Genomic DNA, 13,890 nt, shown 5'->3' with positions numbered 1-13,890 from the left:
CGTGAGCAACATTCGCGTCCTCGTCGTTGAGGACGAAGCCATCGCCTCGGCCGCCCACGCGGCCTACGTTGGACGGCTGCCGGGCTTTGAATTGGCGGGCACGGCGCCCGACGGGCAATCGGCGCTGCGGCTGCTGGGCGAGTTCGCGGCATCCGGCAGTCCCGTGGAACTCGTCCTGCTGGATATGAACCTCCCGGACCTGCATGGGCTGGACATTGCCCGCCGCATGCGTGCGGCCGGCCTGCTCGCGGACATCATCGCGATCACCGCCGTCCGGGAGCTCGCCGTCGTGCGCAGCGCCGTAGCCATCGGCGTGGTGCAGTACCTCATCAAGCCGTTCACCTTCGCCACGTTCTCGGACAAGCTTGAGAGTTACCGCCAGTTCCGGCAGCAACTGGCGGACGGCACGGGCGCGGCAGGAAAGGCCGGAGCCTCCCAGAGTGAAGTGGACCAGGCCTTCGCAAGCCTGCGGGCGCCTTCCGAGCTTCCGCTGCCCAAGGGGCTGTCCACCTCCACGCTGGACTCCGTCAAGGACTTCCTCAAGGCACAGCAGAATGCCGTGTCCGCCACAGAGGTCATGGATGCGCTGGGGATGTCCCGCGTCACGGCGCGCCGCTACCTTGAGTACCTGGCCGACGCCGGAACGGTGCAGCGGACGGCCAGGTACGGAACCCCGGGGCGTCCGGAGAACGAGTACCGCTGGAGCGGACGCTGAGAAGGTCCAGGTCAGGGCTGCAGTGGTCCTTGTCCCGGGGTTTCCGGCCGCAGTGTTCCGATGAGCTGCTCGATGACCCCAACGTCCTCGATGGTGGACGGCACGGTGTAGTCCACGCCGTCGGCAATCTGCCGCATCGTCTTGCGGAGGATCTTCCCTGACCGCGTCTTGGGCAGCGCATCCACCACGGTGACGTGCTTAAAGTCCGCGACAGCCCCGATGTCGCGCCGGACCATGGCCACCAGTTCGGCGGCCAATACGTCGTCCTGAACGTCGACGCCGGATTTGAGGACCACATACCCGCTGGGGCGCTGGCCCTTGAGCGGATCAGCAAGGCCGATGACGGCGCACTCAGCCACGGCGGGGTGCTGGCCGATCACCTGCTCCATCGCTCCGGTGGAGAGGCGGTGGCCGGCGACGTTGATGATGTCGTCCGTCCGTCCCATGACGAAGACGTAGCCGTCGCCGTCCCGGAAGCCGGAGTCGCCGGTGGCGTAACAGCCCTCGAAGGCCTGCAGGTAGGACGAGACGAAGCGTTCGTCGTTTCCCCAGAGGGTGGTCAGCGTCCCGGGCGGCAACGGCAGCCCCAGCACGATGTTTCCTTCAACGTCCGGCTCCACTTCCTCTCCCAGTCCATCAACGATCGCCAGCCGGAAGCCGGGCATCGGGACGCTGGGAGAACCTGCCTTGATGGGCAGTTCCTCCAGCCCGCGGGGGTTGGCGCAGATGGCCCATCCTGTTTCCGTTTGCCACCAGTGGTCCACCACCGGGACCCCCAGGGACCGGGAAGCCCAATGGAAGGTGTCGGTATCCAGCCGCTCCCCCGCCGTGAACAGGGTCCGCAGGCTGGAAATGTCGTAGTCCCGCAGCAGCGTTGCCCCGGGGTCTGCCTTCCTGATGGCACGCAACGCAGTAGGGGCGGTGAACAGGACGTTGACCCGATGGTCCCGGACCACCCGCCAGAAGGCTCCGGCATCAGGGGTTCCCACCGGTTTTCCCTCGTACAGCACGCTGGTGGCCCCTGCCAGCAGCGGTCCGTACACGATGTAGGAGTGCCCCACCACCCAGCCAACGTCCGACGCGGTCCACATGATGTCGCCCGGCCCGGCGCCGTAGATGTTCCTGAGCGTCCAGTCCAGCGCGACGGCGTGCCCGCCGTTATCGCGCACCACGCCCTTGGGCGTCCCGGTAGTGCCGGAGGTGTAAAGGATGTACAGGGGATCGGTGGCCGCCACGTCAACGGGCCCAGCAGGCGTGGCGCCGGCTACCTCCGCATCCCAGTCCAGCCACCCATAGTCAGCGGCTGACGCGGCGAAGCCCTCCCTGGCTTTGGTGATCACGGGAAGGCCGGGCACGCCGGCCAGGGCGAGCGCCTCCGCCACGGCGGGCAGGTACTCGATCCTGCGCGCCGGCTCCAGTCCGCCGGAAGCCGTTACCACCAGCACCGGCTGTGCGTCACGGATCCGGGCTGCGAGTTCCTTGGGCGCGAATCCGCCAAAGACGACAGAGTGGACGGCGCCGAGGCGGGCGGAGGCAAGCATGGCGATGACGGCCTCCGGAATCATCGGCATGTAGATCACCACGCGGTCGCCCTTGCCGACACCCCGGTCCCGCAGGACGCCGGCGAAGTCCGCCACGAGCCCGGTCAGCTCCGCATAGGTGAAGCGGCGTTGGGTGCCGAGCATTGCCGAATCGTAGATCAGGGCGTCCTGGCTCCCCCGGCCGGCCTCCACGTGGCGGTCCAGCGCGTTGTACGAGGTGTTCAGGATGCCGTCCGGGAACCAGCCGTACAGCGGTGCCCGGCTCGCGTCCAGTGCCTGCCGGGGCGGCGTGGACCAGCCCACCCTTGCAGCGGCGCCAAGCCAAAAAGCGGCTGGCTCAGCGAGGCTCTTTTCGTATGTTTCCCGATAGCTGTCAAGCATGAAAGTGCATCCCGTCCACGACGTTGTGTTGCGGCAATGCTAGCCAAGGAACAGCCTTCAAACAAGGGTTATGTATACAACAGTTGCTCTTTTCGGGACAATATCTCGGGTTCTGCTGGATTTTCAGGCAACGGTGTATACACTGAAGGAGTTCAGTTACCGAAGGAGTTACCGATGCGCGCCAGCGACAGGGCCTACGCCGCCCTCCGGGACGACATCACGGAATGGCGGCTGCTTCCCGGCACGGTCCTGGGCGAAGTGGAACAGTCCGAACGCCTCGGCGTCTCGCGCACGCCTCTACGGGAGGCGCTGGGCCGGCTTACCGCGGAAGGGCTGACGACGGCAGGCGGCCGCGGCGTCGTCGTCACCGACGTTTCGCTCGACGACATCGACGAACTGTTCGAACTCCGCGAAACGCTGGAATGCAGGGCTGCCGCGTTGGCGGCAGAACGCGGAGATGCCGCCGTCTTCCTCCAGCTGCAGAAGGAGCTCCTTGAGGCGCCGGCGCTCATTGACGGCAGCGACCCGGGACGGCACGAGTATTACGGCCTGGCCGGGCGCCTCGACGCCGCCATCGATGATGCAGTGGCCAATGCCTACCTCATCCAGGCCATGCGGGCCCTCCGGGTGCATCTGGTCCGGGTCCGCAGGCTCGCTGCCGACGACGCGGAGCGGCTCACCGCAGCAGCGGCTGAACATGCTGCCATCGCGGAAGCCATCGCTTCCCGCAACCCCCGCCTGGCTGAAGCAGCCACCACCCTCCATCTCCACCGCAGCCTGACGCACGTCAAAAATACGCACACACCTCATCACAGGGAGAACCATGGTTAAGCAGCACCACGTCCGCGTCTACAAGAGCGAAGAAAACCTGGCCCGGGAAGAGCAACTGGCCCACAAGATCGCCGCCGTGGCCGCCGATCCCGTGGAGGTGGTGCCGGAGGTGACCGAAATGGTCATCAACCGCATCATCGATAACGCGTCAGTGGCCATCGCGTCGCTGAACCGGGCGCCGATCGTCGCCGCCCGCGCGCAGGCCCTCACCCATGCGCCAAGCACCGGCGGCAAGGGTGCCAAGGTGTTTGGCATCGGCGAGCGCGTCTCGCCCGAGTGGGCTGCGTGGGCCAACGGCGTGGCCGTCCGCGAACTCGATTACCACGACACGTTCCTGGCCGCGGACTACTCCCACCCCGGTGACAACATCCCGCCCATCCTGGCCGTCGCGCAGCACACGGGTTCCAGCGGCGCCGACCTGATCCGCGGCATCGCCACCGGCTACGAGATCCAGGTGAACCTGGTGAAGGCAATCTGCCTCCACAAGCACAAGATCGACCATGTGGCCCACCTCGGCCCCTCGGCGGCGGCCGGCATCGGCACCCTTCTGGGCCTCGACGTCGAAACCATCTTCCAGTCCGTAGGCCAGGCACTGCACACCACCACCGCCACCCGCCAATCCCGCAAGGGCGAGATCTCCACCTGGAAAGCCCATGCACCCGCATTTGCCGGGAAAATGGCAGTCGAGGCGGCAGACCGTGCCATGCGCGGACAGACCTCCCCGGTGCCGATCTACGAAGGCGAAGACGGCGTGATCGCCTGGATGCTGGACGGTCCGGACGCCTCCTACGAGGTACCCCTGCCCACCCCGGGTGAGGCCAAGCGCGCCATCCTGGATACCTACACCAAGGAGCACTCGGCTGAATACCAGGCCCAGGCGTGGATCGACCTCGCCCGCAAGCTCCACCGCGAGCACCCGGAAACCACCAACCCCGCCAATGTGGCCTCGGTGCTGATCAAGACCAGCCACCACACCCACTATGTGATCGGCTCCGGCGCGAACGACCCCCAGAAGTACTCCCCTACCGCGTCCCGGGAAACCCTGGACCACTCCATCCCGTACATCTTCACCGTCGCGCTCCAGGATGGCGCCTGGCACCACGTGAATTCGTACGCCCCCGAGCGCGCTGCACGGCCGGACACCGTGGAACTGTGGCACAAGGTCACCACCGTCGAAGACCCCGAATGGACCCGCCGCTACCACTCCCTGGACATCGCCGAGAAAGCCTTCGGCGGTTCCGTGGAAATCACCCTCACCGACGGCACCGTCATCACGGACCAGATTGCCGTGGCAGACGCCCACCCGCTGGGTGCACGGCCGTTCGCCCGCGAACAGTACGTCAACAAGTTCCGCACCCTCGCGGCCGGGCTCGTGGAGCAGGCCGAGATCGAAAGGTTCCTCGCCGCCGTCGAACGCCTCCCGGAACTCGCCGCCGGCGAGCTGGACCAGCTGAACATCACCGCCGCCCCCGGCGTCATCGAACTGGGCGCGGCACCGAAGGGACTGTTCTGATGCTGTATTCGAAGACCACCCCGGAACAGAAGCGGGCCGCACTGCGTGGGATGCTCGCCTCCGGCACCATCCAGCAGTTCCCGGGAGCGTTTAACCCACTGTCCGCACGGCTGATTGAGGAAAAGGGCTTCGCGGGCGTCTACATCTCCGGCGCCGTCCTGGCCAACGACCTTGGCCTGCCGGACATCGGGCTGACCACCCTGACAGAAGTGGCAACCCGCGCGGGGCAGATCGCCCGCATGACCGACCTGCCCGCCATTGTGGACGCTGACACAGGCTTCGGCGAACCCATGAACGTTGCGCGCAGCATCCAGGAACTCGAAAACGCCGGCCTGGCAGGCTGCCACATCGAAGACCAGTTCAATCCCAAAAGGTGCGGCCACCTGGATGGCAAGAACGTGGTGGACCTGGACACCGCCGCCAAACGCATCCGGGCCGCCGCCGATGCCCGGCGCGACCCCAATTTCCTTATCATGGCCCGCACCGATATCCGTGCGGTGGAAGGGCTCGCAGCTGCCCAGGACCGCGCCCGCGCCCTGGTGGAGGCCGGTGCCGACGCGATCTTCCCGGAGGCCATGAAGGACCTGTCCGAGTTCCAGGCCATCCGGGACGCCGTGGATGTGCCGATCCTCGCCAACATGACCGAGTTCGGAAAGAGCGACCTGTTTACGGTGGAGCAGTTGCAGTCGGTGGGCGTGAACATGGTGATCTACCCGGTCACCCTGCTGCGCATTGCCATGGGAGCTGCAGAGCGTACGCTGGAAACGATCAAGGCAACAGGATCACAGGAAGCACAGGTGGAGAACATGCTCACCCGTGCGCGCCTCTATGACCTCGTGGACTACGAGGCGTACAACCGCTTCGATACCGGCGTTTTCAACTTCCAGATTCCCGGCGTCCGGTAGGACCCGGGATCCCCGCAAGAACGAAGGAGTTCAATATGGCTGCTGAAGATATCAAAAAGGGCCTGGCCGGCGTCGTGGTGGACTACACCGCGGTCTCCAAGGTCAACCCGGACACGAACTCCCTGCTGTACCGCGGCTACCCCGTCCAGGAACTGGCCGCCAGGTGCAGCTTCGAGGAAGTGGCCTACCTGCTGTGGAACGGTGAACTGCCTGACGAAGGGCAGCTGGCGGAGTTCACGGCACGGGAGCGTGCCGGGCGGGCGCTTGACCCGGTAGTCAAGCAGGTCATCGACGCGTTGCCGGCCACGTCCCACCCGATGGATGTCTGCAGGACAGCGGCCTCCGTGATGGGGGCCCGCCACCCGCTGGCGGAGGACTCGTCGCGCGAGGCCAACATGGCCAAAGCCGTGGACCTATTCGCCGCCATGCCGGCGGTAGTGGCCTACGACCAGCGCCGCCGCCACGGCCAGGACCTGGTGGAACCGCGTGAGGACCTGGGGTATTCGGCGAATTTCCTGTGGATGACCTTCGGCGAGGAACAGGTGCCCGAGGTTGTGGAGGCGTTCAACGTCTCGATGATTCTCTACGCCGAGCACTCCTTCAACGCCTCCACCTTCACCGCACGCGTCATCACCTCCACGCTGTCCGACCTGCACTCGGCGGTCACAGGAGCGATCGGGGCCCTGAAAGGTCCGCTGCACGGCGGGGCGAACGAGGCCGTGATGCACACCTTCGACGAGATCGGCATCCGGCAGGAGGAGTCCCTCGACGAGGCGGCAGCCCGGGCGAAGGCCTGGATGGAGGATGCCCTGGCAAACAAGAAGAAAGTCATGGGCTTCGGCCACCGCGTCTACAAGCACGGCGACTCCCGGGTGCCCACCATGAAGGCCGCCCTGGACAAGATGATTGCCCACTACGGCAGGCCCGAACTGCTGGGGCTGTACAACGGGTTGGAAACGGCGATGGATGAGGCCAAGGCCATCAAGCCGAACCTCGACTACCCGGCCGGGCCCACCTACCACCTGATGGGCTTCGATACGCCGACGTTCACTCCCTTGTTCGTGGCCAGCCGCATCACCGGCTGGACAGCACACATCATGGAGCAGCTGGATTCGAACTCGCTGATCCGCCCGCTGAGCGAGTACAACGGCGCCGAGGAACGGCACCTGCCCTAGCCTTTCGGCGGGACGTACGACGGCGGTGCGGCACCCGGGTGCCGCACCGCCGTCGGGCGTTAACGGCCTGGAAGTTTTGGGAAGGCCTGCAGCCTAGGGAAGGACGCTGCGGGAGGACGCGACGGATTCGTTGTCCGCGTCCATGGTGACCACGACGTTGACCGTGCCGCCTTCGAGCACCACGGGCAGCCAGTGGTCAGCGTCCTGCCACATCCGGTCCACCGGAAGGGTATCCACCCGGAACCACTCTGGCAGGATCTCGTCGCTGGGCTGCGGGTCACCGGTCCAGGTACGGGCGGTGAAAAGGGTGGTTTTCATGTCCCACTCCGGCCTGGCGGGAAACACGAAGTGCACGGCTCCCGCATCCGTGAGGTCCCCCTGCTGCAGCACCACGCCGGTTTCCTCCTGGACTTCCCGGATCACGGCCTGCACGCTGGTCTCCCCCGCCTCAACGTGCCCGCCGATGCCCACCATCTTGCCCCTGCCGAAACCGGTCTGCTTCAGGCCCAGGAGCACTTGCGGGCCGTCGGCACCGTCGCGGAGCAGGAAGCAGAGGGTCACATCGGCTGCGGTCATTTTCCCAGCCTAGCGGGGCCTTCAGTGAGGGCAGCCCGCGGCACGTGGACTGCCCCCGCATGGCGGCCGGGGCGTTGCTACAGTGAGGCCCATGAGCATGGCCGGAGAGGAACATCCCGCCCCCGCCCGCAAGGCCCGCACCCTGCACGGAAGCGGTGTCCGGTTACCCGAGTGGGTGGTCCGGAATCCGCTGTATGCCGGCTGGCTGTGGACCGGTTCGTGGGCGCTGCTGATCGTTGCCGACGAATTCGTGGACCTCGCAGGCTGGACCTGGTACGTCTTCGTGGGGATGGCGGCCCTGCCCACCCTGGGCTGCACGGTGGCGGTACTGAACGCCACCCCGCGCCGCTACCTCCGTCCGGCCAAGGAGTCCGTGCTCTCGCACTTCTTTGTCCGGTTCCTGGCACTGACCGCCGCGTTCCTGGTGTGGGGCGTCTCGGTAGTGGCCAGCGCATCGATTTCCACCACCGTGCAGGCGCTGGCCGGGGACTCGGAGCGTGCCGTCACGTCCCTGGGCCTCAACCTCCTGGTAGCTGCTGTCCCGCTGGTGGTCACTGTCCTGTGGATGGCCCTGATCATCAGGTGTGCCTGGTTCCTACGCCGCCTCCGTGGCTGGCGCCAGTCACCCGAAGGCACTCGGCTTCCCAAGAAGTTCCTGAGGGGATCGCCCCGTGCCCGACGGGTGGTGGTGGGCCTCGCCCACCCGGGCCTGCTCCTGGTGGCCGGGCTGGGCACCTCCATTTTGGCCCTGTTCCTCGGCGCCGTGGAACTCACGCTCAACGTGATGGAATGAACCGGTTCCCGCCGGAGAGTTCCAGCCGGGACATGGCCCGCTCCGCACCGCGGTAGTCAGTGCGGCGGGTGCATCAGCCCAGGGCCCGGGGGTGTGCGGCCGCGTAGACCTCGCGGAGCGTATCTGCTGTCACCAGCGTGTACACCTGCGTGGTGGTCACCGAAGCGTGGCCCAGGAGCTCCTGGACCACCCGCACGTCCGCGCCGCCTTCGAGGAGGTGGGTGGCAAAGGAGTGCCGGAGTGTGTGCGGGGAGACGTCGCGGGTGATGTTGGCCTTTTCGGCGGCCACCTTCAGGATGGTCCAGGCGCTCTGGCGGCTGATCCTGCCGCCGCGGGCGTTGAGGAACAGCGCCGGCGTCCCCTTGCCCTTGGCGGCCAGCAGCGGCCGGCCACGAACAAGGTACGCTTCCAGGGCCCTGGCGCCGTACGATCCCAGGGGCACCAGCCGCTCCTTGGAGCCCTTTCCGAAAAGCCGGACAATGGCCGGTCCCTGTTCCGTGTCGTCGCCCGCCAGCGAAATATCGTCAACGTCCAGCCCCACGGCTTCGCTGATCCTGGCCCCCGTGGAGTAAAGGAACTCCAGCAGTGCCCGGTCCCGTAGGCCCGTGGCGGTGTCGGTTCCTGCGGCCTCCAGGATTCTGGTGACCTCGTCCACGGTGATGGCCTTGGGCAGCCGCTTGCCGGCCATGGGCGGGTGGACCTCGCTGGCCGGGTCCGACGCCGTATGCCCTTCCAGGGCCCAGAACTTATGCAGGCCCCGGACGGCCACCACTGTCCGTGCGGCGGACCGCACTCCGAGGGCCGAACCGCCGTCGGACCCGTCCGAGAGGGCGCGCACGAAACCCGTCACGTGGTGCCGGGTAATGTCCCCGGGCTGCCGGCAGCCGGCGCCGGCCAGGTAGCGGGAGTAGCGGGCAAGGTCCCTGCGGTAGGCGGCCAGGGTGTTGGCTGCCAGGCCGCGTTCAACTCCCATGTGCTGCAGGTAGTCGGTAACCCCGCGGTCAATCCTGGTGGGTGCTGCGGCAGCTTTCCCGGATTCCGCTCTAGGAGCCGCTTCGGGTTCCGGCGCTTCGGAACCCGGTGTTTCGGTCAGCGTGGTTTCCGCCGGCGGTGCCATCCCGGCGGACGGACCCGGACCCATCAGCGCTGGCTGGGGTGGGCGGGCCAGGCTGCGTCGGCCGGGCGGAGCCTGGCGTACCCGTCGACCCGGGCGGCCGCTGCTGCGAGGATCCCGACGACGGCCGACGGGTTGTGCAGCCGGCCGGCCAGGACGGACGCGACGGCCTCGTCCAGGCTGATCCAGTGGAATTCGATCTCGGCTTCCTCGTCCGTCCGCTCGTGCCGCTCGGCATGCGGTACCTCGGTGAGGTCCCGGGCCAGGTAGATGCGGATGGCCTCGCTGGAAGATCCGGGCGAGTTGAAGACGTCTGCCAGGACGTTCCAGGTGGCCGCGGCGAGGTCCGCTTCCTCGGCGAGCTCGCGGGCGGCGCCCACCACAAAGTCTTCGCCTTCAACGTCCAGCAGGCCTGCCGGGACTTCCCACAGGTCCATTCCCACGGGGTGCCGGTACTGCTTGAGCAGCAGGATTTCGCCCTGCTCGTTCATAGGCAGGACAGCGACGGCACCGGGGTGGTCGATGTAGTCGCGGGTGAGGGCGTCACCGCTGTCCTGAAGCTGGAAGGTGTCGCTGACGACGTCCCAGATCCGGCCCTCGTAAACCTTCTCAGACGACAAAAGACGGCGTGGACTCGGTGCATCCGAAACCTGCCTGGCTGCAGGGGTGGTTTCAGGTGTACCGGGCATCACGCCGTCCTTTGTTCTGTTGGCTCTACTTAGCCGCTACCGTACCGGACTCCGGAGCACCGGCGGACACGGCTGCGGCCGTGTCGGCGTTGCCGCTCTGGTGGTCCAGGGCCGCCTTGATCAGGCCGGCGAACAGCGGGTGCGGACGGGTGGGGCGCGAACTCAGTTCCGGGTGCGCCTGGGTTGCCACGTAGTACGGGTGGACCTCGGCCGGGAGTTCAACGAACTCCACGAGCTTGCCGTCCGGGGAGGTACCGGAGAAGACGAGTCCCTCGGCAGCGATCTGGTCGCGGTATTTGTTGTTGACCTCGTAGCGGTGGCGGTGGCGTTCGCTGACGGTGGTCTTGCCGTAGGTTCCGGCAATGACCGAGCCTTCGTCGAGCTTGGCCTCGTACAGTCCCAGGCGCATGGTGCCGCCCAGGTCACCGCCGCCCTCGACGAACTCCAGCTGTTCTTCCATGGTGGCGATGACCGGGTACTTGGAGTCCGGCTCAAACTCGCTGGAGGATGCACCTTCCAGGCCCACCACGTTGCGGGCGTACTCGATGACCATGCACTGCAGGCCGAGGCACAGGCCGAGCACCGGGAGCTTGGTCTCGCGGGCAAACTTCAGGGCGCCCAGCTTGCCTTCGAGGCCGCGGATGCCGAAGCCGCCGGGGACGCAGATGGCGTCGACGCCGTCGAGCGCCTTGACTGCGCCCTCACGGGTTTCGCATTCGTCCGAGGGGACCCAACGGATCTTGACCTTGGTTTCGTTGGCAAAGCCGCCGGCGCGCAGGGCTTCGGTGACGGACAGGTAGGCGTCCGGCAGGTCGATGTACTTGCCCACGAGGGCGATCTCGACGTGGTGCCGCGGGTTGTGCACGGCTTCCAGCAGGCGGTCCCAGCTGGTCCAGTCAACGTCCTTGAACGGCAGGTCCAGGGCACGGACGATGTAGGAGTCCAGGCCCTGGGTGTGCAGGGTCTTGGGGATGTCGTAGATGCTGGGGGCATCCGGGCAGCCGATGACTGCTTCGAGGTCAACGTCGCACATCCGGCCGATCTTGGCGCGCATGGCTTCGGGAATTTCGCGGTCCGACCGGATCACGATGGCTTCGGGCTGGATGCCGATGGAACGCAGGGCGGCCACGGAGTGCTGCGTCGGCTTGGTCTTCAGTTCCTGGGACGGTCCGATGTACGGGACCAGGGACACGTGGACGAAGAAGACGTTGCCGCGGCCCACGTCCTGGCGGACCTGGCGGGCCGATTCGAGGAACGGCTGAGATTCGATATCGCCAACGGTGCCGCCGATTTCGGTGATGATGACGTCCGGAGCGTTCTTGCCCTCGGCAGGCAAACGCATCCGGCGCTTGATTTCGTCAGTGATGTGCGGGATGACCTGGACGGTGTCGCCGAGGTACTCGCCGCGGCGCTCCTTGGCGATAACCGTGGAGTACACCTGTCCGGTGGTGACATTCGCCGAGCCCTCGAGGTTCTCATCGAGGAACCGCTCGTAGTGCCCGATGTCCAGGTCCGTCTCGGCGCCGTCGTCGGTGACGAAGACCTCGCCGTGCTGGAAGGGGTTCATCGTGCCCGGATCCACGTTCAGATAGGGATCGAGCTTCTGCATTGTCACAGACAGGCCGCGCGCCCGCAGCAGGTGGCCGAGGCTCGAAGCCGTCAGCCCCTTACCCAGCGAGGACGCCACACCACCGGTCACGAAGATGTGCTTGGTCGTCTTGGATGAGCCCGGGAACCGGGAATTTACACGGGAATTTGATCGCTGCACCACGGAATTCGAGCCTATCATCAATTGAGCCTTCCACGGATCGTCCGGACTGTTCCCCAAATGCTCCAGTGTGCAGTCCCGCGCACCTTCCGGGCAAGGGCCCAAGGACCACAACGGGCCGGAGAAGGCGCCGGTGTGAAGGCCTTGTCAGCCGCGCTGGGGCAGGAGTTTGGCGTCGTCAAGCAGCTCCTGGGCGTGCGCCTGGGCCGATTCGGAGTCCTCCTGGCCGGCCAGCATCCGGGCAAGTTCCCGGACCCGTTCCGTCCCGTCGAGGAGGCGCACATCACTGGACGTGAACCCGGTGGCTGTGCCGCCGTCGGCCCCCCGGACTGAGGTCTTGGTCACGGTGATGTGCTGGTCCGCGAAAGCTGCCACCTGCGGCAGGTGCGTCACCACCAGCACCTGGACGTGGCGGGCGAGCATGGCGAGGCGTCGGCCGATCTCGACGGCGGCGCGGCCGCCCACTCCGGCGTCCACCTCGTCGAAGACGAACGTGGGAACGGGGTCCACGGCAGCGAGCACCACCTCGATGGCCAGCATGACGCGCGAGAGCTCACCTCCCGATGCGCCCTTGCCCAGCGGCCGGGCGGGGGCACCGGAATGCGGTTGCAGCAGGAACGCGATGTCGTCGGCACCATGGGGCCCTAGCTGCCCCGTTGGCTCAAGGTTGATCACCAAGGTGGCATCCGCCATGGCCAGTGCCTTGAGCTCGGCGCTGACCCGCACTGACAGGTCCTTGGCGGCCTTGGCACGGATCTTGCTGATGGCGGCCGCCTGCTTGGTCAGGTCCGCCTCCGCACGTGCCACCTCGGCGTCCAGGGACTCAATCCGCGAGGAGTCGTCCTGCAGTTCGTCGTGGCGGGCCCGGGCCTTCTCCGCCCATTCCAGCACTTCGTCGATGGTGGGCGCGTACTTGCGCACCAGCTTGGCCAGGGCACCGCGCCGGTCCTCGATTTCGGCAAGCCGCTCAGGGCCTTCGGTGTCGAGTCCCGCCTGGTAGCTGGCCAGGTCCGTGGCGATGTCGTTGAGCAGGAAGCCCACTTCGGCCAGCCGGGCCGCGGCCGATCCGAGCTCGGCGTCATGCTCCGCCACCTGTTCGAGCGTGCGCTTGGCCGCGTCCACCAGGGTAGTGGCATCGCCGGCTTCGCCGAAGTCCTCCGCGATGAGGGCCTGGTGCGCGGTGCTGGCGGCGATCCGCAGCTCTTCGACGTTGGCCAGCTTCACGGCCTCCGCCTTCAGCTGCCCGTCCTCCCCCGGCTGCGGATCCACCTCGTCGATCTCCGCCAGGGCGGTCTGCAGGGACTCGGCTTCGCGGAGCCTGTCCCGGGCGGCGCTGCGGAGGCTGTCCAGCTCTGCCTGGCTGGCTTTCCAGTGGCTGTAAAGCTCCTGATAAGCGCTGAGCGGCCCGGCCAGCGTTTCACCGGCAAACTTGTCCAGCGCACCACGCTGGGCTGCAGCGCCCTTAAGGCGGATCTGGTCTGTCTGCCCGTGGACCACCACCAGGGTTTCGCCGATCTCGGCCAGGACACCGACGGGGGCCGCGCGGCCGCCCAGGAAGGCGCGGCTGCGCCCATCGGCACCCAGGCGGCGTGCCAGGATCAGTTCCGCGCCGCCGTCGAACTCTTCAGCTTCGGCGCCCGCCTCAAGAGCGCGGACCACGGCGGGGTGGCCGGCGTCGAGCTTCAGGACCGCTTCAGCGGTGGCACTCTTTGCGCCGCTGCGGACGGCGCCCGCGTCCGAGCGTGCCCCGAGCAGCAGGCCGACGGCGGTGACCACCATCGTCTTGCCGGCACCGGTTTCACCGGTTACCACGCTGAGGCCGGGCCCCAGCGGCAGGGTTGCGTCGGTAATGACGCCAAGATCGCGGATTCTCAGTTCTTCAAGCATGC

General features: G+C 67.0%; 12 protein-coding genes. 6 read left to right on the top strand and 6 right to left on the bottom strand.

Going from position 1 to position 13,890, the window contains the following annotated elements; translation table 11 throughout:
• Window position 1: 1 nt before the first annotated feature.
• Complete coding sequence (locus BLT71_RS09140) at window positions 2-715, top strand: response regulator (protein WP_091719426.1); 714 nt, start codon at window positions 2-4, stop codon at window positions 713-715.
• Window positions 716-726: 11 nt separating this feature from the next.
• Here BLT71_RS09140 and BLT71_RS09135 read toward each other — a convergent pair whose 3' ends face one another.
• The gene (locus BLT71_RS09135; protein ID WP_091719424.1) at window positions 727-2,637 is read right to left on the bottom strand and encodes an AMP-binding protein; all 1,911 of its coding nucleotides are present in this window, start codon (window positions 2,635-2,637) and stop codon (window positions 727-729) included.
• Window positions 2,638-2,811: 174 nt separating this feature from the next.
• On the opposite strand from BLT71_RS09135, the gene BLT71_RS09130 reads away from it, so the two are divergent.
• Genes BLT71_RS09130 through BLT71_RS09115 form a run of 4 tightly spaced genes read left to right on the top strand, consistent with a single transcriptional unit; the run spans window position 2,812 to window position 7,061 of the window.
• Complete coding sequence (locus BLT71_RS09130; RefSeq protein ID WP_091719422.1) at window positions 2,812-3,468, top strand: GntR family transcriptional regulator; 657 nt, start codon at window positions 2,812-2,814, stop codon at window positions 3,466-3,468.
• The gene (locus BLT71_RS09125) at window positions 3,461-4,981 is read left to right on the top strand and encodes an MmgE/PrpD family protein (protein WP_091719420.1); all 1,521 of its coding nucleotides are present in this window, start codon (window positions 3,461-3,463) and stop codon (window positions 4,979-4,981) included. Before BLT71_RS09130 ends, BLT71_RS09125 begins: the two co-directional genes overlap by 8 nt.
• On the top strand, window positions 4,981-5,886 hold the full coding sequence (prpB, locus tag BLT71_RS09120; protein ID WP_091719418.1) for a methylisocitrate lyase: 906 nt from the start codon (window positions 4,981-4,983) through the stop codon (window positions 5,884-5,886). Before BLT71_RS09125 ends, prpB begins: the two co-directional genes overlap by 1 nt.
• Window positions 5,887-5,921: 35 nt before the next feature.
• On the top strand, window positions 5,922-7,061 hold the full coding sequence (locus BLT71_RS09115) for a bifunctional 2-methylcitrate synthase/citrate synthase (protein ID WP_091719416.1): 1,140 nt from the start codon (window positions 5,922-5,924) through the stop codon (window positions 7,059-7,061).
• 93 nt (window positions 7,062-7,154) lie between these two features.
• Here the strand turns inward: BLT71_RS09115 and BLT71_RS09110 are convergent, their stop codons facing one another.
• A complete protein-coding gene (locus tag BLT71_RS09110; RefSeq protein ID WP_091719415.1) occupies window positions 7,155-7,637 on the bottom strand; it encodes an 8-oxo-dGTP diphosphatase in 483 nt (160 codons plus the stop codon).
• A 91-nt stretch (window positions 7,638-7,728) separates the two neighbouring features.
• Between BLT71_RS09110 and BLT71_RS09105 the strand changes: the two genes are divergently transcribed.
• Window positions 7,729-8,430: a hypothetical protein gene (locus tag BLT71_RS09105; protein WP_091719413.1), complete on the top strand. Its 702-nt coding sequence runs from the start codon at window positions 7,729-7,731 to the stop codon at window positions 8,428-8,430.
• Window positions 8,431-8,503: 73 nt separating this feature from the next.
• On the opposite strand, the gene xerD is transcribed toward BLT71_RS09105, so the two are convergent.
• From xerD to recN, 4 genes are all read right to left on the bottom strand, one after another.
• Complete coding sequence (gene xerD / locus BLT71_RS09100) at window positions 8,504-9,547, bottom strand: site-specific tyrosine recombinase XerD (protein WP_390896729.1); 1,044 nt, start codon at window positions 9,545-9,547, stop codon at window positions 8,504-8,506.
• Window positions 9,548-9,570: 23 nt separating this feature from the next.
• Complete coding sequence (locus BLT71_RS09095; RefSeq protein WP_091719411.1) at window positions 9,571-10,233, bottom strand: NUDIX domain-containing protein; 663 nt, start codon at window positions 10,231-10,233, stop codon at window positions 9,571-9,573.
• A gap of 25 nt (window positions 10,234-10,258) precedes the next feature.
• On the bottom strand, window positions 10,259-12,022 hold the full coding sequence (locus BLT71_RS09090; protein WP_091719409.1) for a CTP synthase: 1,764 nt from the start codon (window positions 12,020-12,022) through the stop codon (window positions 10,259-10,261).
• Window positions 12,023-12,148: 126 nt separating this feature from the next.
• On the bottom strand, window positions 12,149-13,888 hold the full coding sequence (gene recN, locus BLT71_RS09085; RefSeq protein ID WP_091719407.1) for a DNA repair protein RecN: 1,740 nt from the start codon (window positions 13,886-13,888) through the stop codon (window positions 12,149-12,151).
• Between the last annotated feature and the right edge of the window lie 2 nt (window positions 13,889-13,890).

Origin of the sequence: Pseudarthrobacter equi, assembly GCF_900105535.1 — a bacterium.
Lineage (GTDB): Bacteria > Actinomycetota > Actinomycetes > Actinomycetales > Micrococcaceae > Arthrobacter > Arthrobacter equi.
This window is presented reverse-complemented; position numbering and strand designations above follow the sequence as displayed.

Excerpts from the sequence above, each read along its gene's own strand:
- BLT71_RS09135 (WP_091719424.1), bottom strand. The coding sequence starts at position 2,637 with ATGCTTGACAGCTATCGGGAAACATACGAAAAGAGCCTCGCTGAGCCA.
- BLT71_RS09130 (WP_091719422.1), top strand. The coding sequence starts at position 2,812 with ATGCGCGCCAGCGACAGGGCCTACGCCGCCCTCCGGGACGACATCACG.
- BLT71_RS09125 (WP_091719420.1), top strand. The coding sequence starts at position 3,461 with ATGGTTAAGCAGCACCACGTCCGCGTCTACAAGAGCGAAGAAAACCTG.
- prpB (WP_091719418.1), top strand. The coding sequence starts at position 4,981 with ATGCTGTATTCGAAGACCACCCCGGAACAGAAGCGGGCCGCACTGCGT.
- BLT71_RS09115 (WP_091719416.1), top strand. The coding sequence starts at position 5,922 with ATGGCTGCTGAAGATATCAAAAAGGGCCTGGCCGGCGTCGTGGTGGAC.
- BLT71_RS09110 (WP_091719415.1), bottom strand. The coding sequence starts at position 7,637 with ATGACCGCAGCCGATGTGACCCTCTGCTTCCTGCTCCGCGACGGTGCC.
- BLT71_RS09105 (WP_091719413.1), top strand. The coding sequence starts at position 7,729 with ATGAGCATGGCCGGAGAGGAACATCCCGCCCCCGCCCGCAAGGCCCGC.
- xerD (WP_390896729.1), bottom strand. The coding sequence starts at position 9,547 with ATGGCACCGCCGGCGGAAACCACGCTGACCGAAACACCGGGTTCCGAA.
- BLT71_RS09095 (WP_091719411.1), bottom strand. The coding sequence starts at position 10,233 with ATGCCCGGTACACCTGAAACCACCCCTGCAGCCAGGCAGGTTTCGGAT.
- BLT71_RS09090 (WP_091719409.1), bottom strand. The coding sequence starts at position 12,022 with ATGATAGGCTCGAATTCCGTGGTGCAGCGATCAAATTCCCGTGTAAAT.
- recN (WP_091719407.1), bottom strand. The coding sequence starts at position 13,888 with ATGCTTGAAGAACTGAGAATCCGCGATCTTGGCGTCATTACCGACGCA.